A 22,640-nucleotide genomic window follows, 5' to 3' on the forward strand; every position below is an offset into this window, starting at 1 on the left:
GCTTGGCCGCGCTTACACTGCAACCGGCGCTTCGATAGGTGGGTGAGGATCATAACCCGTCACATCAAAATCTTCGATCCTGTAGCCGTCGATGCTGCCCGGTCGGCGCTTCAACGCTAGCTTGGGAAAGGGCCGCGGCGCACGGGACAAAAGCGTTTGCGCCATCTCGACATGGTTGAGATAAAGATGAACATCCCCACCCGCCCAAATCAACTCGTTGGGGATCATATCGACCTGCTGCGCCACCATCGCAAGCAGAGCGGCCTGCTGGCACACGTTGAATGGATTACCAAGACCAATATCGTTTGATCTTTGGCCAACCATCAAGGAGAGCTTTCCTTTCGGCTCGCCGATAGCGGCATACGGCTTGCTGTCGCTGACAAAGAACTGATAGGTCATATGGCACGGATGCAACGCCATCTTGTCCAGCTCGGCCACATTCCAGGCGTGAAAGAGCATGCGCCGACTGGTCGGATTGCTCTTGAGCGTCGCAATCACGTCAGCCAGCTGATCGTGTTCACGCCCATCGGGACCAAGCCAGCGTCGCCACTGTTTGCCATAGACGGGCCCAAGGTCGCCCCATTGCAAGGCGAATTGCTCGTCGGCAAGAATGCGTGCTTCGAAGTCGTCCTGGGAGATGTCCTCGCCCGTCGTCTTTCTGTACTTTGCCAGCGGCCAGTCGCTCCAGATGCGGACATTATCTTGCAAGAGCGAGCGAATATTCGTCTGCCCCGTCAAGAACCAGAGCATCTCCTTGATCGCCGTCTTCCAATAGACGCGCTTTGTTGTGTAGACTGGGAAATCGCCATTCGACATATCGAAACGCAGCATCACACCGAACATTGCCAAGGTGCCCACGCCAGTGCGATCGATGCGGCGATCCCCTTTCGTCAGGAGATGCTCCACCACATCAAGATATTGGTATTCGGGATGCCGGGCCATTCACGTCCTTCCTGTAACGCGGCGGATACTGACGAGCTTGTCAGCGAAGAGCAAGCCGATCGCATTCCAAAGCAAGATGATTCACAAGAACGTCAGGCACGCTCCTCCCAAAGCTTTGCAAGCTCGACCAATGTCGTGACCGCTTTCTCCATATCCTGGCGGCTGACCCATTCCAAAGGCGAGTGGAAGGCGTGACCGCCAGCAAACAAATTAGCTGTGGGGAGTCCCATGAAAGATAGACGCGAGCCGTCCGTCCCGCCGCGAATACTGCCCTTCACCGGTTGCATTCCAGCACGACGGATGGCCTCAACTGCATTGTCGACGATCTGCGGGTGCTGATCGAGAACCTGCTTCATATTGCGATACTGCACCTTGACGGTGGTCTTGGCCGTCGAACCCGGGTACCCCATCATCACCTTTTTGACGAGCGTCTCGACTAAGGCTTCTTTTTCTGCCAACCCCTGCTCTTCAAAATCGCGCACGATCAGCTTTATGGAGGCGCTTTCCATCGAACCGGTTACAGCCACGGGATGAATGAAGCCTTCACGGCCTTCCGTCGTCTCTGGAGAAAGATTTTTCGGAAGCCGGGCAACGATATCGCCGGCGATCTTGATGGCGTTCTCCATCCTGCCCTTTGCGAAGCCAGGGTGAATAGCAACACCGCTGATGGCGATTTCCATTCCATCCGCAGAGAAAGTCTCATCTTCGATATGGCCCGCCGTTTCTCCGTCAACCGTGTAAGCAAAGTCGGCGCCGAGCTTTACAAGGTCGACCTTATCCACGCCGCGACCGATTTCCTCATCCGTCGTGAAAAGAATGCGAATCGCTCCATGCTTGATTTGCGGATTGTCGATGAGGAATTTCGCAGCCGTCATGATTTCGGCAATGCCCGCCTTGTCGTCTGCACCAAGCAGGGTAGTTCCGTCACTTGTCACGATATCGTTGCCGATCTGATCGGCGAGCGCGGGATGTTCAGCGAACCTGATGACGCGTTCGCGATCCATCGGCAGCACGATATCGCCACCTTGGTAATTCTCGATCACCTGCGGCTTCACGTTGGTGCCCGTGAAATCGGGAGCGGTGTCCATATGCGAGCAATAGCAGATGACCGGAACGTTTTTACTGCTCGTCCCAGGAATCGTTGCATAGATGTAGCCATTCTCGTCGAGCTCGGCGTCGACAACCCCGATTCCCTTCAACTCGGAAACGAGAACTCGTCCCAGGTTCTTCTGTTTTTCGGTCGAAGGCTGGCTTGCAGAGGCCGGATCGGACTGTGTATCGATCGTCACATAACGGAGAAATCGGGAAAGAACGGTGTCGGTCATCACGGGTTTCCAATCCTAAACTGATCATCGCGCTATAGCGCGGAATGCCTATGCGGTGAACGGCCTTCATGCTGAATGCATATGCGAACGAAGATTCGCGCCAGGAGATTTTCGGTCGGCGCTCCTCAGGCATATTGCAATAAATCACGATCCCCCCTACATAAATCCCGCTCCTTCGGGAGACTATGGCGCTAAACCTTTTGTGCAATAGATGTACAGGACGCGGCTTCGAAGCCGCCGCCTCCACCAAGAACCGTCGGCCGCGACGGCTGTTGATGGGGGCGAAATGGGATCGACTGGCATTGAAAGACAAAAGCTGTGCTCGGTATGATACCACCGTTATCGGGTCACAAGTGTAGTTGCAAACGACAACAACGCTAAGGAATATGCTCTCGCTGCCTAATGGCGGTGTGAGAATTCCGACCTAAGTCCTTAGGGTTAGCCCCTTAAGGCGGGGTCCGGAGGCACCTGGCAACAGAAGCCTCCACCTTCTTTCGATCAATGATTTGATATATGTTCAGTCGCACATGAATGCTGCAGCGCACTTCCCACCTGCCTCGCATCATGTCATATAACAGCAATTCAAAAGACGTCTTAAAACGAGCGAAAGACAGGAAAGCATGGGGCAGGATCATATCCGTTACGACATTCTGGCACAGGACGCATTGCGTGGCGTGATCCGTAAGGTCTTGTCTGAAGTTGCAACGACGGGCCGTTTGCCTGGCGACCACCATTTCTTCATCACCTTCCTGACAGGCGCGCCGGGCGTTCGTATTTCACAAGCACTGAAGTCGAAATATCCCGAGCAAATGACGATCGTGATCCAGCACCAGTTTTGGGACATGAAGGTGACGGAAGGTGGCTTTGAAATTGGCCTGTCCTTTTCGGATGTGCCTGAAAAGCTGGTCATCCCTTTCAACGCGATCAGAGGATTCTACGATCCTTCGGTGAATTTCGAGCTCGAATTCGACATGCCTGCTGCGCAGGCCGAAGGACAGACCGACGCCGAAATTACCGCTTATCCCTTGCAGGAGGACGAGCCTTCCGAAAAGGCTCCAAACCCAACTGAGGGTGAGGAAAAGAAAGAAGGATCCGTTGTATCTCTGGATGCATTCCGTAAGAAGCAGTGATTGCAAGGGGGCTGAGGCCCCCTTTTCTTCACCGCGTGATGCGAACGCAAGGACTACTGGACATGTGCGCCGACATCGTCAATTTACGCCAGTTCAAGAAGAAGCAGGCACGTAGCGAGAAAGAAAAGCAGGCCGAACAAAACCGAATTACCTTCGGTCGCACTAAGGCGCAAAAAAGCCTGTCAAAAGCTTTGAACGAAAAAGCTACGAAAAATCACGAAGCGGGACGTCTCCAACAAAATGACGACGAGAACTGAGACTCAAGTACGGCCTTTGCCTCTCGCAATCTGATCTCGTCCGAAATTCACTGTTTAGCCTTGCAGAGAAAATATTCCAGATCAAATCTTTCCGCATATTTCCTGACTCATTTTGAGAATTGCTTTGCATGACGAAAAGCGTCTCATGATCCGCAAACACTCCATCAGCCTTCACGGTCATAGGACGAGTCTTACTCTGGAAGATGCGTTCTGGAACGAGCTGAAAGCAATTGCATCCGACCGAGCCATTCCCCTAGCCGCTCTCATTGCTGAGATCGACGACCGCAGACAGGAGGATCATAATCTGTCTTCGGCGTTGAGGCTTCATGTACTGGAAACGATCAAACGGCAGACGAAGACGCAAGTCTAAATCGGCACCTGTCTGCAGCGCAGCACAGATGTCGGGATCAAAAAGCGCGCCAGTTTACGCCTTGGTGAGAACGCGCTGCGCTGGTTCCTTCGTTGCTCACTGCGGCATCTCGACGCCCGGCATGCCGGGTGCACGGTCAAAACGTAGATTTAACGGCGGGGTAGCAGGAGGTGAAGCCGGCGCTTGCTGCTGGGCACGGCGCACCTCATCGGCAGCTGCCTTTGCCTTCGCGGCAGCATCGGCATCAGCCTTCTGTTTGGCGGCCTCTTCGGCGAGCGCCCTCAACCTTTCCTCTTCCGCCTTTCGTAAAGCCTCGATCTCGGCAGCCTTTTTCTGGCGCTCGGCATCATTGAACCGATAAAGCGCGACCTCTCGTCTCAGTCGCTGCTTCTCCTGAAGGTTGGATTGCAGCCGCTCAACACGACGGCGCTCGCGCTCAAAGGCGCGAAGCGAGAGATAGCCAGTAAGATCCGTGACATCTATCGTCCGTCCCGGCGAGGCAAGGAGACCAGAGAAATTGAGCTTGATGGCGGGTTGAGCGCCAGGCAATGCATCATTGCTAGCCTTCAGCACGATCCCAATCGTCGCATTCAAGCGCTTCTTGACAAGATCGATCTGCGCCTCGCCATTAACAGTCGCAAGATCGTTCTCAGCGGCAACGTTCTGAACTCGCATGATGCCCCCCGACAGGTTGAATGGAATGGTCGCAGGAGGCAGCTCGGCTTCGCCGTTGTTCAGCAGCGTTTCGACGATCGGATGAATTCGACCTGCATTGATTTGATCTTGCATCGGATCGGTCGCGGCAATCAATGGCGGCAAGATTGATAGGTTCATGCCGCGAATATTGGTCTTTCCGAGGTCGAACTGCCCAGTCCCGCTTAGCGCCGCTGCCATTTCGGTTGCCGATTTGCCAGATGTTTCGGACGCCAGCGACAGGCCGAACTTTCCTGTGGCCAATGGCGAGCCGTCCCGTGTCCAGACCATGCCACCGAGATCGGCATCTGCCAGAGAAAGTTTTGTTTGCAAGATTCCCGTGCCGTCCGCATTGCTGAACAGCACATTCCCGCTGAGACGTCCGCCGTCCCACTCGCCGCCAATGTTTCTTAGCTGAAGTTCATCGCCCCGATAAACCAGATCCGCACCAAAGCCTGTGATTGGCTGGGGCCAGCCTGCCCAGAACTGACCGACGGACAACTTCAGGGCCACATCGAGATCGCGGAATGTTGGCTTAGCCAAGGGATTGGCGGACAACGTCCCGTTCGATGGATCTGTGAGCGGCCCATAAACGGCTTCGGCGAGCCAAGCAGCATCCGTCTTGGCAAGCGCCAAATTTCCGGTAATGCTTGCACGATCCGATTTTCTGTTCACCCCAAGCACACCGGAAAATCCATTGTCGGCGGCCTGTCCTTTGAGATCCTCAAGGGCAATCTTATCGGCGAAGACCGACGCCTTCGTTTGCAGTTTGAAGGGTGTCCCTGCGCCGGTTTGCGGAACCGCAATCCCATTCATCAGCAAATAAGGACCGATGTCGCCACTCTCCAACGCCAGATTCAACTCGCCGTTCAGGAAGCTTTCCGGGCGAACGTCGACCTTGCCCGTTGCTGTGAAGGACGTCTTATCCGTCGCAAAAGTAAGTGCCGCGTCGGCCGGATTGCTGCCGTCAGCCTGCACTTTCAACGTCAGGCGGCCATTGGAGTCTGCATTGATTGGCAGCGGATCGAGGCCGGCCTGGCCGAACAAGATAGATGTTGTTGCATTTTCCAGCGTCGCTTCCAGCGTCGTCGTCCCCTTACCGTCGAACGCAAGAAGATCGGACATCCGATAGTCGAGATTGACACGGCTTCCATTGGCAACGCCTGCAAGGGTGACGGTCAGCCCATCGCCATCATTTGCGCCAAGGGTCAGCGCACCCCGCAGGGCCGTATTCGCATACCACGCGGAGTTTCGCTCCAGTCGGTCCATAACGGGGTGATGCGGCAAATGCTGTTGCAGCATAGCCAGGAACGGTCCCGGGTCGGCAGACTTGAATGTAAATTCGCCAGAGCCGCGATAATCCAGAAGCGAGCCCTCTGCGCGGCCCGTTCCGGTAATTTCAGCGCCGGCAAAATTCTTGACTGAAAGGCGCTCGATCGACAGGGCACCGTCGGCGATGGTGAAGCTCGTTTCTACGTCTCCCGCTTCGACACCTGCAACGCTGAGTTTACCGGCTTTGAATTGCGCGTGGATCTTATGATCCAGCACATTGTCGCCTGCGTCTTGCCCCGTGAAGAGGCCCGTCAGCGCCTTTAGCGCATCAAGATCAAGAGCATCCCCTGACAGGGCGACGTCGAGCGTTGGCGTTTGATTGGCGGGAACATTGCGTTCCAAAGATCCCTTCAGACTCGCAGGCCCAATAGCAATTTCGAGATTGTCAAAACGCTGGCGTTCATGCGTCAAACTCACATCGGCCGTAAAGCCCGCTTGTCTCAATGGACGTATCGCAGGATCGACGGAGCCGGAAAGCCAATTTGCCAAAGCGGTTGGTTGATTGGATGCAACGGTGATCTGCCCATTGAAAGAGGGCGCACCGCGCAGCATCAGGAGCCCTTTGCCTTCCACCTCGGTCCGGCCAGGAAGCATGCCAACGGCATTGTCGATTTTCCAGCCGTTCCCTGCAGGCGCAAGATCGAGCCGAACGTCTCTGATCGTTGTGTCGCCGGCTACGATCGCCGGCAGACGCACTGTCGCCGTCCCAGGGACCTGAGGAATGGGAATTTGCGACACGATCTGTACCAAAGAATTAAGCCGCTGACGCGCTGAAAGCGTTGGATCTCGTGAGGTCTTGCCGCTTGCCCCTTGATTGCCAATTCGATTGACGTCGATCTGCTGACCGTTCGCTGTCAGCAAGAACTGCGAATTGGTCCCGGTATCGAGCGTCGCCTCGCCCGTCACAACATAGGGATCGTCGAGCTTGTCGACTTCAAGCCGGTATTCCGGTAGCCGTATACTCTCGTTTGTCAGTTCAAACCGCCCCTTCGCCCGAGGGAGCTGCTCGTTCTTGTCAGCAGATTTTGCCTCTCCGCGATTGTCCATCGTCGCAGCAAAGGTGCCCTGATAGTTCGGACGACTCGAAACGAGCTTCAACTCGCCATCAAGATCGAGAGTGACAGGGTTTTGATCGGGTTGCAGCCGGGTCCTCAGCCGCAAGACACCGCTGTCGTCCGGCTGGCTGCTCGACAACAGAAAGTTGCCGTGATGGCCGTCAAGCGAAGCGTCTCCCTCGATGCGCCACGGCCCGGCCAGCGATTTTGCCGACATGTCCGCGTTCAAACCTGAAATGTGCCTATTACGTCCGGATTGGTTGTCGATGAAGGCAATGTCACCGCCGGTAACCTTGACATGCTCCAGCACGACGGTCTTGGCCGGTATTTCAGGCTGGCTGCCACGCATCCAGTCAAGCGTGCCATCCTTCAAAAGGCGTAAGGTCATTTTCGGATTGACGATCCGCATGTCGAAGATGAGCGCTTCGCCTGACAAAAATGGCGCAAGCTCGGCATCCATGGAAAACTGCTCGACAGTAACGACAGGTTGCCCGTCCTCCTGCGTGCCCACGCGCACGTCGTGCATGGTTACCGATGGGAAGGGCAAAAGTCTTGCGTCGACCGCTCCGTGAACGGTTACCTTCTTGCCGATGATACGGCTTGCCTGATCTTCAAAATCTTTCCGAAAGCCGGTCCAGTCGATAAAGACTGGTGCAAGCAGCGCTGCAAAAAGCGCAACGACAATAACGGCCCCCACAAAGATCAGAATGCGGCCTACCACGTCAGAGATTCTCCATTCGAATGGGCGCGACACTAGAACATCAAGGCCGAAAGTGTAAGCGCTTTTCCGGCGACTTCATGTCTAACATCTTGACGAAGGCTAGGTTTCTGATCCGCGCCTCTTCGCGGAACAAGAACCGCATGTGTCAGACAAATGATGTCGCCGCTCGTCAGAGATGAAATATCTTGCCCGGATTGAAAATGTTCATGGGATCTAGCGCACGCTTGACCTGCCGCATCAGGTCGACAGTGCCCCCAAGCTCCTGCGCCATGAATGCCATTTTTCCCTGACCTATGCCATGTTCGCCGGTGCAGGTTCCATCCATGCCCAAGGCTCGATTGTTCAGTCTCTCGACGAAAGCCTCGGCCTGCTGAATGGCTTCAGTGCTCTTGTCGTCAAAGAGCAGCAACACGTGAAAATTGCCATCCCCTGCGTGGCCGACGATCATGGCGAGAAGGCCGTGCTCAGCAATATCCTCCTGCGTTTGCGTGATGCAGTCAGACAGCTGAGAGATCGGCACGCATACATCCGTGGATAGCGCAGCAAGCTGCGGCGCAAGCGCGCGGGACGCCCAATAGGCGTCGTGCCGCGCCTTCCAGAGCTTCGTCCGCTCCTCGGCATTGACCGTCCAGTGAAATGTGCCGCCGCCACACTCTGCGGCAATTTCGGAAAATTGCGCGGACTGCAGAGCCACCGTTTCTTCAGAGCCGTGGAACTCTAGGAAAAGCGTCGGCGTCTCCTCGTAGCTGAGACCCGAATAGGCATTGCAACATTTCATTTGCAGAGCATCGAGCAGTTCGATGCGAGCGACGGGGATGCCGAGCTGGATTGTCATGATGACGGCATCGCAAGCTTGTCGGATCGTTGGGAACGAGCAGACGCCGCCGCCGATCATCTGTGGAATGCCGTGCAGCCGTAAGGTGATGGATGTCAGCACGCCCAGCGTGCCCTCTGCGCCGACGAACAATCTCGTCATATCGTATCCGGCCGAAGATTTCCGGGCCCGCCGAGCAGTTCGAACCTCTTCTCCATTGGCCGTTACGGCAGTCACGGCGAGAACATTATCCTTCATCGTGCCGTAACGGACAGCGTTCGTGCCGGAAGCGCGCGTCGATGTCATTCCGCCAATCGATGCGTTTGCGCCGGGGTCGATCGGAAAAAACAAGCCAGTGTCACGAAGATAGACATTGAGCTCCTCTCTCGTGATTCCCGGCTCCACCGTGCAGTCGAGATCCTCAGAATTGACTTCAAGAACGCGCCTCATCTTCTGGAAATCGATGGATATACCCCCATAAGGTGCATTAACCTGCCCCTCCAGCGAAGACCCCGTTCCGAACGGGATGAGCGGAACACGATGCTGTGCACACAAGCTCACAACGGCTTTCACCTCATCGGACTTTTCAGGGAAAAAGACACCGTCCGGCACCTGGGAGGGTATATAGGTCGTTGTGTGGGCGTGTTGGGCGCGGAAAGCCTCGCCGGTCTGAAAACGCTCGCCATAGCTCTGTTTCAAAGAGCCGATGACGGTGGCAATGCCCGCCTCGTTCCGTGTTCCAACTTGAGCATCTTTCAGCGCCATGGCCGTATTCTCCTTGGTTCGTCTCTAAAAGATGGAACAGAAAAACGAAAATTCCGCAACATCACTTCCCCGCCCTTCGGTTCGTCTAACCGGATTGTGGCAAGCTCGCCCGATATCAGCCGCTCATTGTACGAAGCATCAAGCCGTGCGCATGGACCAGCAGAGAATTGACCTCGTCGTAGAACCCGCCATATAGGCGAGCTACTGCAACTTCAGATCTTTGCGGCCACGGCACATGAAGCTGCCGCCCCACATTTCCAATCTTGTAGCCAACAAGCTGCCCGGGAACTGCTCTTGAAGGATGAATTTCGACTGCCAGACAACGTCTTGCTGCCGCGATGGGCACTACTGCTAACCTTATCCACGCTGTTTTGCGTCGGGCTGGAATTGGCTGGTCTTCCTGCCTCGCTTCTTATCGGTCCGATGGTCGCAGCCATTCTTTTGGTGTTGGGCATCGGACGCGGAAATATGAAGGTGCCACGTGCGCCGCTCGTCTTCTGCCAGACGATCGTCGGCCTATTGATGGCGCACGCTATATCGCCGGACATACTAAGGACAATGATATCGAGCGCACCCTTGTTTTTGGGAATGATCCTCGCGGTTATCATTGCAGCCGCCCTGCTCGCCTGGACACTCACACGCTGGCAGGTCCTGCCCGGCACGACCGCCGTGTGGGGTTCCTCGCCGGGCGCAGCCTCGGCAATGGTCATCATGTCGGAAGCCTATGGTGCCGATGCGCGACTTGTTGCCTTCATGCAGTATCTTCGCGTGGTTTTTGTTGCGATCGCCGCCTCTGTTGTCGCACGCTTATGGTCGGCAGGCAATTCGGACGCCATGCCTGCCATCGACTTCTTTCCGTCAGTGAATTGGCTGAACCTCTGTGTAACTCTCGCCCTAGCCTGTCTCTGTGCTTGGATTGCCCTACGCTTTCGCATATCAGGCGGCGCCATCCTTGTTCCGCTCGTTCTTGCAACGCCTTTGCAAGCTTTGGGTTACCTGAACCTAGAACTGCCGATTTGGCTTCTCGCGATCAGCTATGCCATGGTGGGTTGGAGCACCGGCCTTCGCTTCAGTCGGGTGATTATCAGGCATGCGGCACATGCCTTACCGCAGGTGGCAGGCTCGATCCTTCTTCTGATGTCGCTCTGCAGCTTGATGGCAGCGGCACTTCATTACCTCACCGGCGTCGATCCCCTTACCGCGTATCTTGCAACAAGTCCTGGAGGAGCCGATTCGGTCGCGATCATTGCCGCATCCAGCAATGTTGATTTACCCTTCGTCATGGCAATGCAGACCGGGCGCTTTCTGATTATCTTGTTCACCGGGCCACTCTTGGCACGCACGATCGCAAAATATGCGGGCGTTCCGGATGTAACGAAGCAATGAAAAGGCGGCCCGCCATCCGGTCCGCCTTCAAGCAAAACAATACCTGATCAGCCTTCCTTGATCGGCGCAATCTGAATTTCGACGCGGCGGTTCTGAGCACGCCCCGCTTCTGTCGCGTTGGATGCAACCGGCTGGGACGGGCCAAAGCCCATTGCCGAAATACGGCGCTGATCGACTCCCTGATCGCCGAGATAATTCGCGACGGACGCCGCGCGACGCTGCGACAGCTCCTGGTTATGCTCAAGGCTGCCGGTCGAATCGGTATGACCGTTAACGTCGATTAGCGTGCGGTTGAACTTTCTCAAAACAATTGCCACGGAATTCAAGGTTTCATAGAAACCAGGTTTCACCGCATCCTGGTCCACGTCAAACGTGATGTTGGACGGCATGTTCAAGATGATGCTGTCGCCGCGGCGGGTGACCGAAATGCCCGTTCCTTGCAGTTGCGCCCTCAGCTCGGACTCCTGCTGATCCATGTAATTGCCGATCGCACCGCCAGCGAGCGCGCCAATACCAGCACCAATCAGTGCTGCGTTACGCCGACCATGTGCCGAACCGCCGACCGCCAGTCCCGCAAGCGCACCTACGCCAGCGCCCAGCAATGCTCCGCCCGACGTGTTCGACATCTTTTGTTCCCCGGTATAGGGATCGGTTGTGGTGCACGCGCTCAGGTAACTGACTGCAACAGTGGCAAGGATAAGTTTCTTCATCATGAAAAGGCGCCCTCAATTTAATATGAAGCGAGGAGTTATCGAGGAATGAGGCAAGAAGATGGACCAGTCCATGCTCCATCACATTATCCCTCGCTCCCTGCCTTTATCGATGCAAGCTGCAACGAATATGAACGCGAACAGCAAAATGGCGGCCTACAGCTCAGATGTTCTGGAAGAGTTGGCGAACCGTATCGTAGGCGGCGTTTGCAATGGACAACGACTGAAGCGCCAATTGCTGTTGCGTCTGTAGCGCTTTCAGGCGGCTGCCCTCTTCTTCCATATTCGCATCGATCATTCTGCTGATGCTCGTGGAATAGTTGTCGTTGATTGATTTCGAGAAATCGCTTTGCAAGGAAATTCGTTTTTCCAAGGCGCCGAATGCAGATCCAACTGTTGTCATCTGGTTGAGCATCGCATCGACGACGCGTACCATTTCCTTTACCTGGTCCTGGCTGGTGTTCTCCGTGAGCGCGATTTCGACCTGGCCCGTTGAATCTCCAGCGGTTTTAACAAGGACGTAGTTTTGAGAGGCGCCAGTTTCCGTCGCGAAATGCACAGAGGTGAAAACACCGTTCTGCCCGCTCTGATCGGGCCGATCATCCACAAGGTAACGCGCGTCTTTCGACGTCGTCGTTCCGCTCGGTGAAATATCGACCTGATAGCTCAGCTTGTCGACTCGCACCGTGCCATCCGCCATTCGGATAAACGAGGCCGGAATTTCCCGTGGTTTGGCGGGGTTATCCCCATCTTTGAGCTGGACCCAGTTGTCTCCATTGAATGTCGCCGAGCTGACGACCGATCGCAGCTGATCCTTGAGCTGAGTAAGCTCATCATTGATTTTCGTCTTGTCGACGCCTGTTTCCGTGGCGGCGACAAGTTTGGCCTTGATTTCGGAAACAAGGTCCGTGCTTTCGGCCACCGCGGAATAGGCCGTGTCCATAGTGGCACCCGCCAAGCCCAAGGCGTCCTGGATGGCGGACTGTGCTTTCTGATCGGTCTTAAGTTTTGTACTGATCGCCCAATAAGCACCATTGTCTGAAGCGCGCTCGACGCGCAGACCCGTCGCGACTTGTCTTTGGGTTGTCAGAAGGTTGCGGTTAACGTCACGCAGCACATAGAGCGCAGCGTCAACCGCCTCACGCCGATAAATACTCAAGATACTGAACTCCGGATAAGCACACGAACTAGATACACATCATCTGCAGCAACCGATCTCCCAATCGGTACCCGAAGCCCCCGTAGTTTCAACACACACAAAACCCCGGCGGCTGAGCTGAATGATTACCGTTCATGTTTAAAAATCCGCTAATTTAGACAAAGAATTCACCTTGCCTCGCAAATCTTCATAAACCATAAGGCACGGACGAGAGCGCCAGGCAGAGCATCAGGCCTCGTTCGAATTGGACGGTAACGCGGAATGAAAGCAGAACGAATTTCTGGTCTTTCCTGTCCGAATCACTACATTACGGGCTATGACAAACGGTTTCGACGACATACCATTCTTCGACGAAGAACCCAGCGAAACGCCGCGTAAACCAGCCGCGCCTAGCGGCTTGGCGGCACGGGCGATGGCAGCGCGCGGCGGCGAACGGCCCGCCGACTATTTGACCGGCCTGAACCCTGAGCAGCGCGATGCCGTTGAAACCCTGGAAGGGCCAGTGCTCGTCCTGGCGGGCGCAGGCACAGGCAAGACGCGCGTCCTGACGACCCGAATCGCTCATATTCTGGCGAGCGGGCGTGCCTATCCATCGCAGATCTTGGCGGTGACGTTTACCAACAAGGCCGCGCGCGAGATGAAAGAACGAATTGCGCTTCTGGTCGGCGGCGCTGTCGAAGGTATGCCCTGGCTTGGTACCTTCCACTCAATCGGGGTAAAGCTCCTTCGTCGGCACAGCGAATTGGCCGGGTTGCAATCGAACTTCACCATTCTCGATACCGATGACGTCATCAGGCTTTTGAAGCAGATTATCCAGGCAGAAGGTCTGGACGATAAACGCTGGCCCGCAAAACAATTGGCGGGCATGATCGACGGATGGAAAAACAAGGGAATGACGCCTGCCGACATTCCCGAGGGCGACGCACGCGCTTTTGCCAATGGCCGTGGAAGAGAGCTGTACGCCGCCTATCAATCCAGGCTTGCGACGTTGAATGCCTGCGACTTCGGCGATCTTCTGATGCACCCGATCGCCATCTTCAGGAAGAACCCCGATCTGCTGAAGGAGTACCACCAGCGTTTTCGTTACATTCTGGTCGATGAGTATCAGGACACGAACTCGGCGCAGTATCTCTGGCTGCGACTTCTTGCGCAGCGAGCCCCGATCGAAGGTCGTGCATCGGTGAATCTCTGCTGCGTCGGCGATGACGACCAGTCAATCTATGGCTGGCGCGGCGCTGAGGTCGACAACATTCTTCGTTTTGAGAAGGATTTCCCCGGCGCAAAAGTCATCAGGCTGGAGCGGAATTACCGCTCAACCGCGCACATCCTTGGAGCAGCCGCTCATCTCATCGCCCACAATGAAGGCAGGCTTGGCAAAACTCTCTTTACCGAGCGGGCAGATCCGGAAGACGTGAAGGTCCAGGTGCATGCGTCATGGGATTCAGAAGAAGAAGCCCGTGCGATTGGCGAAGAAATCGAGCAACTCCAGTGCAAGACGCATAAGCTGAACGATATTGCAATTCTGGTTCGTGCCTCCTTCCAGATGCGTGAGTTCGAAGATCGATTTGTGACCCTTGGCCTCAATTACCGCGTTGTCGGCGGCCCACGCTTTTATGAGCGTCTCGAAATCCGTGACGCGATGGCTTATTTCCGGCTCGTCTCACAGCCTGCCGACGACCTTGCCTTCGAGCGTATCGTCAACACGCCAAAGCGAGGGCTGGGCGATACGACTATTCGCGCGCTTCACGACTACGCCCGAGTTCGCAACATCCCGATGTTGGCCGCGGCCGCGCAGATCATCGATACCGATGAGTTGAAGCCAAAGGCGCGCAAGGCGCTTTTCGATGTCGTGCAGTATTTCAGGCGATGGCAGGAGCTTCTCGAAACAACGCCGCATACGGAACTTGCGGAGCAGATTCTGGAAGAATCGGGCTACACCGATATGTGGAAGGCGGACAAGTCTGCCGAAGCGCCAGGACGGCTTGAAAACTTGAAGGAATTGATACGCTCTATGGAGAGCTTCGAGTCGCTCCGCGGCTTCCTGGAACATGTTTCCTTGGTCATGGACGCCGAGCAGAACGAAGACATGGACGCGGTGTCGATCATGACCCTGCATTCTGCCAAGGGTCTCGAGTTTGACACCGTTTTCCTCCCTGGATGGGAGGAAGGTCTTTTTCCGCATCAGCGTTCGCTCGACGAAAGCGGTCGAGCCGGCCTCGAAGAAGAACGACGCCTCGCTTATGTCGGCATCACGCGCGCCAAGCGTAGATGCCATATCTGGTTCGTGTCCAATCGGCGTATCCACGGCCTCTGGCAGTCGACGATCCCGTCACGTTTCCTTGACGAACTACCGGTGACACATGTTGAAGTTGCCGAGGTTGAGCAAAGCTATGGAGGCTACGGCCGCGGCAACTACGGTGCATCGCGCTTCGATAAAGCTGAGCCGTTTGCGGGGTCCTATGCAACGCCGGGATGGAAACGCGCGCAAGCCAACCAGACGGACGCGACGCGCGACAACTGGGGCACGCGGTCCGGCCATTCTGTCGAACGAATAGGATACGGGGAAAGTGGACCAAAGGTCAGAACAATCGAAGGCGAACTGGTGGCAAAATCCACCAGCAACGAACCGTCGCGTTTCAAGACGGGCGATCGAGTTTTTCATATCAAGTTCGGCAATGGCAACATTACCGCGATAGAAGGCAACAAACTCACCATAGACTTTGATCGCGCTGGCCAAAAACGCGTTTTAGACGGCTTTGTAGAAGCCGTTTGACGGATGTTGCGCAGTCAAAGCCGAATGTTGGCTCGAGCTCCTGTCATGATGTTATTGAGCTGATCCACGTTTCACTCAAGGGCTGCTCTGAGCGGAACGAGTTGGCACAAGCTCAGACACGTTTGCATATCTTTATCCGGTCACTCAAGGGCGCTAAGGCTGTGGAACGTCAAATTCCCGGCCCAACAAATCGTTTGCACCCTATCGATTTCTTGATCGATTACCCTATAACGCAGAAGTAATCATTTTTCCCGTCGCTGACGCTGAAGCTCGTTGGGAGGCGTCTTATGCCGCAGCGATGGGTTACAATAGTATGAGGTAATCAAATTGGCAGGAATCACCACAGGATCCACCACGAAGCCCGCTTCGTCTTCTGCAACCTCCCGCGAAAATAGTTACACCTTCGCCCTGAGCGCTCTGACAGCTCTTTTCTTCATGTGGGGCTTTATCACGTGCTTGAACGATATCCTCGTTCCGCATTTGAAAAACGTGTTCCAGCTCAACTACACCCAGTCGATGCTGATCCAGTTCTGCTTCTTCGGCGCGTATTTCATTGCCTCTTTGCCCGCGGGCGCGCTGGTCAAGAAAATCAGCTACAAATGGGGTATTGTCGGCGGCCTTTTGATCTGCGCCATCGGTTGCGCACTTTTCATTCCAGCGGCCACCTATCGTCTTTACGTCCTGTTCTTAGGTGCGCTCTTCGTGCTCGCCTCCGGCATCACGCTTCTCCAGGTTGCGGCCAATCCCTATGTGACGGTCCTGGGACCGCCTGATACGGCTGCAAGTCGCTTGACGCTCACCCAGGCGTTCAATTCGCTCGGCACCACGCTGGCTCCATATTTCGGCGCGCTCCTGATCTTGTCGGCTACCGCTACTGTCATGGCGGGAGCAACGCCAGAACAGGTTGAAGCCGCGCGTGTTGCGGAGGCCAATGCTGTCAAGCTGCCTTACATGATCCTTGCCGTCGCGTTCTTTATCCTTGCTGCAACTTTTGCCGCCTTGAAACTTCCCCGTGTCGACGCGGCCGAAGATCTGGAACCACGCGCAAGCAGTGGTTCTGCCTGGCAGTACCGCCATCTCGTTCGAGGCGCAGTTGCGATCTTTCTGTATGTCGGCGCCGAAGTCAGCGTCGGCAGCTTCCTCGTGAACTTTCTTGGCCAGCCAGACATCGCGGGTCTGCCGGAAGCAGCTGCAGCAAAATATGTCACCTACTTCTGGGGTGGCGCAATGATTGGACGCTTCATCGGCGCAGTGGCGATGCGCTATGTCGGAGACGGCAAGGCCCTCGCCTTCAACTCCGTCATCGCGATTCTCTTGCTGCTGATGACGGTCTTTTCCGGCGGTCATGTTGCCATGTGGTCGATTTTGGCGATCGGACTTTTCAACTCGATCATGTTTCCGACCATCTTCAGCCTCGCGCTGCATGGCCTTGGCAGACATACCAGCCAAGGCTCGGGCATCTTATGCCTCGCGATCGTTGGCGGCGCGATTCTACCGTTGATGATGGGCGGCTTTGCAGACACGATCGGCATTCACCTCGCATTCCTTCTCCCGATCATCTGCTACATCTACATCGCCTACTATGGACTAATGGGTCACAAGCCAAATTAAGGCTGAACAGGTAAGACGCGCTACGCAAAGCGGCGCGTCTTACCGCTTGCGGATCATCTCTCGACTTGGCATCGTAGGGGTGATGGATGATGGGGAAATTAAAAAATGAAGGCCTTGTTGCTGGTTGATATCCAGAAAGGTTTCTGCCCAGGGGGCAACCTTCCAGTCCCTCATGGTGACGAAGTCGTTCCTGTCGCAAACCGGCTCATCGACAGCGGCTATTACGATTTGATCGTGGCCTCGCAAGATTGGCATCCTCCAGGTCACGGCAGTTTTGCCTCGTCTCATCCGGGCAAGCAGCCGTTCGAAATGGGCGAACTGGCCGGAAAGCCACAAATGCTTTGGCCCGATCACTGCGTCAAAGCAACGGACGACGCGCAGCTCCATCCCGGACTGAACACGGCCGAAATTGATCTCATCCAACAAAAAGGGGAAAACCCCCTCGTCGACAGCTATTCCGCATTCCGCGACAACGACCAAACCGCCGTTACAGGCCTCGCCGACTATCTCGCACAACAGGGCGTCACCGCGCTTGATGTATGTGGGCTTGCGACCGACTATTGCGTTCAATATTCTGCCATAGACGCCGTCGAGATGATGCCTGGGGTCAAGGTACGCTTCATTGAGGATGCTAGCCGCGGCATCTCCGCAGAAGGCGTCGCGAACGCGATCCTCGAAATGCGCCGTCGCGGCATAGACATCGTGACAAGTCGGTCTATCCTCAATTCCTAGCGCGCCTGCATCCGGATCCGGCCGGTTTCTCTGTTGGTTGTCACGCTTCAGGCTTCCCCCAGACTTTGCTTGATGCAGCGGCCCGCCCTCGGGCGATTGGCAATTGCGTTCTTTCGCCGTTGCGCCGGTTCGAGCCGGCTTTGTTCAGGAAAAGCAATCGATAGATCAGCGAAATTCGATTGTGCCTTGAATCCGGTCATTCTAAAGGGTGTCATCTTCATAAGGAAAGCAGAATATGAGACCCGACTTCTTTGAGGGTGTTCGGGGCGGGCTGCCCGTTGCAATCGCTGTCGCTCCCTTTGGCGCTCTGTTCGGCGCGCTGGCCGTTGACAAAGGCATGTCGCTCGCCGAAGCAACGCTGATGAGCGCCACCGTTTATGCCGGTGCAAGCCAGCTCGTCGGTATCGAATTGTTTGGCCACGAGGTTGCCGCCTGGATCATCGTCCTTTCGATCCTGGCAGTCAACTTCCGGCATGTGCTCTACTCGGCTGCAATAGCGCCTTACATCCAGTCGTTCACGGGCGCTGAGAAAGCCGCGGCATTTTTCCTGCTGGTGGACCCGCAATTCGCGGAAGCGGCCAAACGCGGGGAAAGCGGCGAACGCGTAACGTTTCCATGGTACATGGGCTTTGGGCTCGGTGTTTATATACCTTGGATCGCTTTCACAATTGTCGGCGCGCTTCTCGGCGGGTTGATTACTGATCAAAAGGCTATGGGTCTTGACGCGCTCTTGCCCGCCTATTTTCTCGGGACGCTGATCGATTTTCGTAGCCGCCCGAATTTCCTGCCAGTCGCTATGACAAGTGCAGTCTTCTCTGCCCTCGCCTACCACTATGTCGGTTCTCCCTGGCATGTCAGCCTCGGCGCCTTGGCTGGCATTACTTTAGCTGCGATTTTGCCGCCGCCATCGGCCAAACCCGCCGGGCCGGAAGGAGCCTGATAATGCAACTCGATCCTCACATGGTGTTTCTGATCGCTGCAGCGGCTCTCGTTACCTATGCAACACGTTTTAGCGGCTACTTGATGGTGAAGACCTTGCGGCACATCCCACCGCGGATGGAAGCGGCGCTCAACGCAGTGCCTGCTGCTGTGCTGACCACACTGGTAGCGCCGGCCTTCTTCACGGGCCCTTGGGAAACTAAGCTTGCGCTCGTCGTTGCGCTGCTGGTCGGGCTCCGATTTGCCCATATCTGGATGGTCGTCGCTGCATGGTTGGTGGTCATCGTGATGCGACACGGCTTCGGTCTTTAGCAATAGGACCAGCAAAGCGCTTACTGCGCATCTTCATGTCTCTCATAAGGTGCGACCATTTCAGCCGCACCATGTCTGATGCATGTATAGCGCGCTCAGGCAGTCTATAGGGGCTGCGTTGCCCCTTCGAGCCAACGCTTGACATTCTCATCCTGCAACAACGGCATGAGCTTTTCGCGGGTCAGTTGGTGATAGGCGTTAAGCCATGCCAACTCGTCGCTCGTTAGCAGGTTGGTCTGCACAAGGTTACGATCAATGGGGCAGAATGTCAGCGTTTCAAATCCGAGCATCGGGATATCGCCGCCATCCACCGCTTCGGCCTCTTTAACGTAAATGAGGTTTTCAATCCGAATGCCGAAACTTCCTGGACGATAATAGCCTGGCTCATTCGACAGGATCATGCCCGGCAGAAGCTCTTGTGTCGAAAGCCGCGCGATCCGCTGAGGACCTTCATGAACGGAAAGATAAGAGCCGACACCGTGGCCTGTGCCATGAGCAAAATCAACGCCGGCCTTCCACAATGAAATACGTGCGAGTGGATCGAGGTCGCAACCACGCGTTCCCTTGGGAAATCTCGCCGTACTGATCGCGATCATGCCTTTCAGGACCAGCGTAAAGAAGCGCCTCTTCTCTTCATCGACCGCACCGATGCCGACGGTCCGCGTGATGTCCGTCGTTCCGTTGATATATTGCGCGCCTGAATCGATCAGGAACAGCTCGCCTGTCTTCAAATGCCGATCACTCGCTGTGGTCACGCGATAATGCATGATAGCGGCATGCTCGCCGGCACCGGCAATCGTATCGAACGAAATATCTTTGAGAGGGTTTTGAAAGCTCTGGCCGACCTTGGCGCGCGTTGCCTCGAGTTTTTCTGCAACATGAATTTCCGTAACTTGCTCGTCCTTTACCGAAGCCAACCAACACAGAAACTCGGTGACCGCAGCGCCGTCTTGCAAATGAGCTTTCGCTGAGCCTTCGAGTTCCACCTTGTTTTTCACGGCACGCGGTAATTTTGCCGGATCGGAACTTTCGACAAGCTTGCCGCCAGCCTGTTCGATGAGAGCGCCTAGCGCATAAGATGCAATATCGGGATCGACAGCAATCTTGGCACCATTGGCAGCGACAGCTTGCAATCGCTCGACGAGCATATCCGGCGCATGCTGATCACAAAGCCCAGCTAGATAGCCTTTCACCTCAGCATTGGTCTTATCCTTATCGAGAAACAGCTCGGCCTTCCCGTCGCAATGAACGATGGCGCGGGCCAGTGGATGCGGCGTATGAGGCACATCGCTACCGCGGATGTTGAAAATCCAAGCAACAGAAGAGGGATCCGCAATGAGAACCGCCTGATGATCGCGCGTTGCCAGATCCTCGGCAATCCGTCTGATCTTCTCCTCCGCCGCCAAACCTGCGTGATCGATGCGCTGAATGACAACGGCACCTTTGGGCTCGGCGGGACGATTGGCCCAAATCCGGTCGAGCGGGTTATGGGGCAAAATGACCAAGGCGCCGCCGATTTCGGCGAGCGATGCGGCAAGGCGTCGAACTTCCGTGCCGGCGTGAAGCCACGGATCTATCCCGAGGCGCAAGCCGCGCGAGCCGTGACGGGAGAGCCAAACGGCTGGGGGTTCGCCAACCAGATCGCCGCCGATGAACACGCTTCCATCCACCTGCTCGGCAAGCTGAGTTACATATCGTCCATCAACAAAAACAATGGCCTGGTTACGGGTAATCAACGCTACACCCGCAGAGCCGGTGAAACCGGTCAGCCAGGCAAGCCTCTCAGCCGAAGGCGGTACGTATTCGCCGTTATACTCATCGGCTCTCGGCACGAGAAATGCATCAATACCGAGCTCGTCGAAGCTGGCACGCAAAGCGTCGACACGCTCACGACCGAACTGAGGCGTGGAAGTAACTTCGAAGGACTGAAACATCGCTGAACCTGCACTGAGTCAAAGAAGGATATAACGAATACCTAGCTGAGTTTTTTGCGAAAAGGGACATAGAAAGAGCAATACAGCTTGAAAACCTCACGTGCGGAATGCGCTAAGAAGCATTTGCACTACCTTGATGAGGTTTGAACATTGCAGAAAAGCTCCAGCAATGCTGGACCAAGGTTAAGACCGCGGCGTGCCATCCGCCCAAAATTCCGGCATAAATGGGGCAAAGCCTCATCGATTTTCGCACTTCATGCAAGCCGTGCATAGCTCCCATGAGACAGCCCCTCTCACACGTCGCGTCGAAAGTTGATACATAGCGGTCATCGATGAGGGCAAACGAGCCTGCAACCAAAGGAATTTGAAATGACTGCCTCCCTTCCGCGTTTCGCACATGGTAGCCTGATCCGGGCTGGCGAGCGCCGGACCGTTCGTCACACGGTAGGTTCGCGCCACTCTGCCGGTGCAGAGGTTATGCGCCCGGCAATGGTCGCCAACAAGATCGCTTTGTAATCAAGAGCTACGCGTTTCGACCAGTGCCTGCCTGTACTCCTCCTCCCAAACGGGTAAGCATGCGAAACAAGTAGAAAGTCCGCTTGAGCGTTCTCCTCCCAGGCTCGCGGACTTTGCCGGGAAACCGGTCCAGGGGACGCTGTAAAGCGTCGCCTTTTTTATTCCCTCGCTGCTCCGGTCTTTGTGAATTTACGGCGTGTGCACAGATCGATAGGAGATGCGCCACAGCCTGACGGTCAGGCGCTTGTCTGAGGCCAGTTAGAGCCGATCAAGATGTATGGTGACCCATCCATTGCGCCAGATGGTTCGCACATGGCGAAGATGCTGCCCATTGTAGGCGGAAAGAACCTTCCATCGTTGCGCGGCCAAAATGCCGGACAGAATGACGGAACCACCGGGGGCAAGATGACTGACAAGCTGCGGAGCCATCCGGATCAGGGGACGAGCCAGAATATTGGCAATGATCAAATCGAAGGGACCATATTCCGAGAAGGATGTGGAATGAAACCCAGGAGCCGTGCGTGTCACAATTCCACTTGCGATGCCGTTTCGGCGGACATTTTCGGCGGCAACCCGAGTAGCAATCGGATCGATATCCGTCGCTAGGACCGGTATCGGCTTGAGCTTGCGCACGGCAATCGCCAGGACACCGCTTCCCGTTCCCAGATCAAGCGCATTTTTAACTTTGCGAGAGCGTAGAACATGGTCGATCGTTTCCAGACAACCTGCCGTCGTACCGTGATGACCCGTGCCGAATGCCTGACCGGCGTCGATCTCAATTGCGATATCGCTTAAATTGACTTTATCGCGATCATGCGATCCGTGGACGAGAAAGCGCCCTGCCCTGACCGGCTTCAGCCCCTCAAGAGATTTTGCGACCCAGTCGACCTCGGGAATGACTTCCCGCTGTAATTCAAGCCCCGGGAACTGCTCGGCAAGTGCGCCCGATACACGGTGCCTGACCTCGTCCTCCTGATCTAGATCAAGATAGACGGAGGCTTCCCATACATCCCGCTTCTCGTCGATCTCCGTAGTCGCGATCGCGAAATCCTCTTCGCCGAACACGTCGGAAAGAATATCGAGAACGTGAGCCGCCCCCGCTTCGGTCGTCGTCACATAAAGGCGCAGTTCGCTCACGATCCGTCTCTTTCAATTGTCCTAGAA

At 55.7% G+C, this 22,640-nt stretch carries 18 protein-coding genes and 1 other RNA gene; 11 read left to right on the top strand and 8 right to left on the bottom strand.

The window, feature by feature from the left end; genetic code table 11:
* Nucleotides 1–12: 12 nt before the first annotated feature.
* Entirely contained in the window at nucleotides 13–942 is a 930-nt protein-coding gene (gene thyA / locus VQ830_RS04940; RefSeq protein ID WP_337266955.1) for a thymidylate synthase, read from the bottom strand.
* A 92-nt stretch (nucleotides 943–1,034) separates the two neighbouring features.
* Nucleotides 1,035–2,267: a peptidase T gene (pepT, locus tag VQ830_RS04945; protein ID WP_337266956.1), complete on the bottom strand. Its 1,233-nt coding sequence runs from the start codon at nucleotides 2,265–2,267 to the stop codon at nucleotides 1,035–1,037.
* A gap of 130 nt (nucleotides 2,268–2,397) precedes the next feature.
* Here pepT and ssrA point away from each other — a divergent pair.
* From ssrA to VQ830_RS04965, 4 genes are all read left to right on the top strand, one after another.
* Nucleotides 2,398–2,756: a transfer-messenger RNA gene (gene ssrA / locus VQ830_RS04950) on the top strand.
* A gap of 131 nt (nucleotides 2,757–2,887) precedes the next feature.
* Complete coding sequence (locus tag VQ830_RS04955; RefSeq protein ID WP_337266957.1) at nucleotides 2,888–3,397, top strand: SspB family protein; 510 nt, start codon at nucleotides 2,888–2,890, stop codon at nucleotides 3,395–3,397.
* A gap of 62 nt (nucleotides 3,398–3,459) precedes the next feature.
* Complete coding sequence (locus VQ830_RS04960) at nucleotides 3,460–3,654, top strand: DUF4169 family protein (RefSeq protein WP_337266958.1); 195 nt, start codon at nucleotides 3,460–3,462, stop codon at nucleotides 3,652–3,654.
* Nucleotides 3,655–3,799: 145 nt separating this feature from the next.
* Nucleotides 3,800–4,024 (top strand): ribbon-helix-helix domain-containing protein, encoded by a 225-nt coding sequence (locus VQ830_RS04965; RefSeq protein ID WP_337266959.1) that lies wholly within the window; start codon nucleotides 3,800–3,802, stop codon nucleotides 4,022–4,024.
* A gap of 96 nt (nucleotides 4,025–4,120) precedes the next feature.
* On the opposite strand, the gene VQ830_RS04970 is transcribed toward VQ830_RS04965, so the two are convergent.
* Both VQ830_RS04970 and VQ830_RS04975 read right to left on the bottom strand, forming a co-directional pair.
* Nucleotides 4,121–7,825 (bottom strand): AsmA family protein, encoded by a 3,705-nt coding sequence (locus tag VQ830_RS04970; RefSeq protein WP_337266960.1) that lies wholly within the window; start codon nucleotides 7,823–7,825, stop codon nucleotides 4,121–4,123.
* Between the two features lie 169 nt (nucleotides 7,826–7,994).
* Nucleotides 7,995–9,404 carry an FAD-binding oxidoreductase gene (locus VQ830_RS04975; protein ID WP_337266961.1) on the bottom strand — a complete coding sequence of 470 codons (1,410 nt, stop codon included), beginning with the start codon at nucleotides 9,402–9,404 and terminating at the stop codon, nucleotides 7,995–7,997.
* Between the two features lie 288 nt (nucleotides 9,405–9,692).
* Between VQ830_RS04975 and VQ830_RS04980 the strand changes: the two genes are divergently transcribed.
* The gene (locus tag VQ830_RS04980) at nucleotides 9,693–10,790 is read left to right on the top strand and encodes an AbrB family transcriptional regulator (RefSeq protein ID WP_438617320.1); all 1,098 of its coding nucleotides are present in this window, start codon (nucleotides 9,693–9,695) and stop codon (nucleotides 10,788–10,790) included.
* Nucleotides 10,791–10,837: 47 nt separating this feature from the next.
* Here the strand turns inward: VQ830_RS04980 and VQ830_RS04985 are convergent, their stop codons facing one another.
* Together VQ830_RS04985 and VQ830_RS04990 are read right to left on the bottom strand one after the other, a co-directional pair.
* Nucleotides 10,838–11,503 carry a YiaD family glycine zipper/OmpA-like lipoprotein gene (locus VQ830_RS04985; protein ID WP_337266963.1) on the bottom strand — a complete coding sequence of 222 codons (666 nt, stop codon included), beginning with the start codon at nucleotides 11,501–11,503 and terminating at the stop codon, nucleotides 10,838–10,840.
* A gap of 160 nt (nucleotides 11,504–11,663) precedes the next feature.
* On the bottom strand, nucleotides 11,664–12,659 hold the full coding sequence (locus tag VQ830_RS04990) for a flagellin N-terminal helical domain-containing protein (RefSeq protein WP_337266964.1): 996 nt from the start codon (nucleotides 12,657–12,659) through the stop codon (nucleotides 11,664–11,666).
* Between the two features lie 316 nt (nucleotides 12,660–12,975).
* On the opposite strand from VQ830_RS04990, the gene VQ830_RS04995 reads away from it, so the two are divergent.
* The 5 genes from VQ830_RS04995 (at nucleotide 12,976) to VQ830_RS05015 (ending at nucleotide 19,026) form a co-directional block, all read left to right on the top strand.
* Complete coding sequence (locus VQ830_RS04995) at nucleotides 12,976–15,432, top strand: ATP-dependent helicase (RefSeq protein WP_337266965.1); 2,457 nt, start codon at nucleotides 12,976–12,978, stop codon at nucleotides 15,430–15,432.
* Between the two features lie 336 nt (nucleotides 15,433–15,768).
* Nucleotides 15,769–17,043 (top strand): sugar MFS transporter, encoded by a 1,275-nt coding sequence (locus tag VQ830_RS05000; RefSeq protein WP_337267132.1) that lies wholly within the window; start codon nucleotides 15,769–15,771, stop codon nucleotides 17,041–17,043.
* Between the two features lie 105 nt (nucleotides 17,044–17,148).
* On the top strand, nucleotides 17,149–17,775 hold the full coding sequence (pncA, locus tag VQ830_RS05005; protein WP_337266966.1) for a bifunctional nicotinamidase/pyrazinamidase: 627 nt from the start codon (nucleotides 17,149–17,151) through the stop codon (nucleotides 17,773–17,775).
* A 235-nt stretch (nucleotides 17,776–18,010) separates the two neighbouring features.
* The gene (locus VQ830_RS05010) at nucleotides 18,011–18,715 is read left to right on the top strand and encodes an AzlC family ABC transporter permease (protein ID WP_337266967.1); all 705 of its coding nucleotides are present in this window, start codon (nucleotides 18,011–18,013) and stop codon (nucleotides 18,713–18,715) included.
* 2 nt (nucleotides 18,716–18,717) lie between these two features.
* Nucleotides 18,718–19,026 carry an AzlD family protein gene (locus tag VQ830_RS05015; RefSeq protein WP_337266968.1) on the top strand — a complete coding sequence of 103 codons (309 nt, stop codon included), beginning with the start codon at nucleotides 18,718–18,720 and terminating at the stop codon, nucleotides 19,024–19,026.
* A gap of 104 nt (nucleotides 19,027–19,130) precedes the next feature.
* Here the strand turns inward: VQ830_RS05015 and VQ830_RS05020 are convergent, their stop codons facing one another.
* Complete coding sequence (locus VQ830_RS05020) at nucleotides 19,131–20,960, bottom strand: aminopeptidase P family protein (RefSeq protein ID WP_337266969.1); 1,830 nt, start codon at nucleotides 20,958–20,960, stop codon at nucleotides 19,131–19,133.
* A gap of 369 nt (nucleotides 20,961–21,329) precedes the next feature.
* On the opposite strand from VQ830_RS05020, the gene VQ830_RS05025 reads away from it, so the two are divergent.
* On the top strand, nucleotides 21,330–21,476 hold the full coding sequence (locus tag VQ830_RS05025) for a hypothetical protein (RefSeq protein ID WP_337266970.1): 147 nt from the start codon (nucleotides 21,330–21,332) through the stop codon (nucleotides 21,474–21,476).
* Nucleotides 21,477–21,734: 258 nt separating this feature from the next.
* Here VQ830_RS05025 and VQ830_RS05030 read toward each other — a convergent pair whose 3' ends face one another.
* Nucleotides 21,735–22,613 (bottom strand): 50S ribosomal protein L11 methyltransferase, encoded by an 879-nt coding sequence (locus tag VQ830_RS05030; protein WP_337266971.1) that lies wholly within the window; start codon nucleotides 22,611–22,613, stop codon nucleotides 21,735–21,737.
* Between the last annotated feature and the right edge of the window lie 27 nt (nucleotides 22,614–22,640).

Source organism: Oryzifoliimicrobium ureilyticum, assembly GCF_037199735.1.
GTDB lineage: Bacteria > Pseudomonadota > Alphaproteobacteria > Rhizobiales > Rhizobiaceae > Rhizobium > Rhizobium ureilyticus.

What these genes read in the sequence shown, in the direction of transcription:
- VQ830_RS05015 (WP_337266968.1), top strand. Translation starts at nt 18,718, where the DNA reads ATGCAACTCGATCCTCACATGGTGTTTCTGATCGCTGCAGCGGCTCTC.
- pepT (WP_337266956.1), bottom strand. Translation starts at nt 2,267, where the DNA reads ATGACCGACACCGTTCTTTCCCGATTTCTCCGTTATGTGACGATCGAT.
- VQ830_RS04960 (WP_337266958.1), top strand. Translation starts at nt 3,460, where the DNA reads ATGTGCGCCGACATCGTCAATTTACGCCAGTTCAAGAAGAAGCAGGCA.
- VQ830_RS05025 (WP_337266970.1), top strand. Translation starts at nt 21,330, where the DNA reads ATGACTGCCTCCCTTCCGCGTTTCGCACATGGTAGCCTGATCCGGGCT.
- VQ830_RS05010 (WP_337266967.1), top strand. Translation starts at nt 18,011, where the DNA reads ATGAGACCCGACTTCTTTGAGGGTGTTCGGGGCGGGCTGCCCGTTGCA.
- VQ830_RS04965 (WP_337266959.1), top strand. Translation starts at nt 3,800, where the DNA reads ATGATCCGCAAACACTCCATCAGCCTTCACGGTCATAGGACGAGTCTT.
- VQ830_RS04995 (WP_337266965.1), top strand. Translation starts at nt 12,976, where the DNA reads ATGACAAACGGTTTCGACGACATACCATTCTTCGACGAAGAACCCAGC.
- VQ830_RS04955 (WP_337266957.1), top strand. Translation starts at nt 2,888, where the DNA reads ATGGGGCAGGATCATATCCGTTACGACATTCTGGCACAGGACGCATTG.
- thyA (WP_337266955.1), bottom strand. Translation starts at nt 942, where the DNA reads ATGGCCCGGCATCCCGAATACCAATATCTTGATGTGGTGGAGCATCTC.
- VQ830_RS04985 (WP_337266963.1), bottom strand. Translation starts at nt 11,503, where the DNA reads ATGATGAAGAAACTTATCCTTGCCACTGTTGCAGTCAGTTACCTGAGC.
- VQ830_RS05020 (WP_337266969.1), bottom strand. Translation starts at nt 20,960, where the DNA reads ATGTTTCAGTCCTTCGAAGTTACTTCCACGCCTCAGTTCGGTCGTGAG.
- VQ830_RS04975 (WP_337266961.1), bottom strand. Translation starts at nt 9,404, where the DNA reads ATGGCGCTGAAAGATGCTCAAGTTGGAACACGGAACGAGGCGGGCATT.
- pncA (WP_337266966.1), top strand. Translation starts at nt 17,149, where the DNA reads ATGAAGGCCTTGTTGCTGGTTGATATCCAGAAAGGTTTCTGCCCAGGG.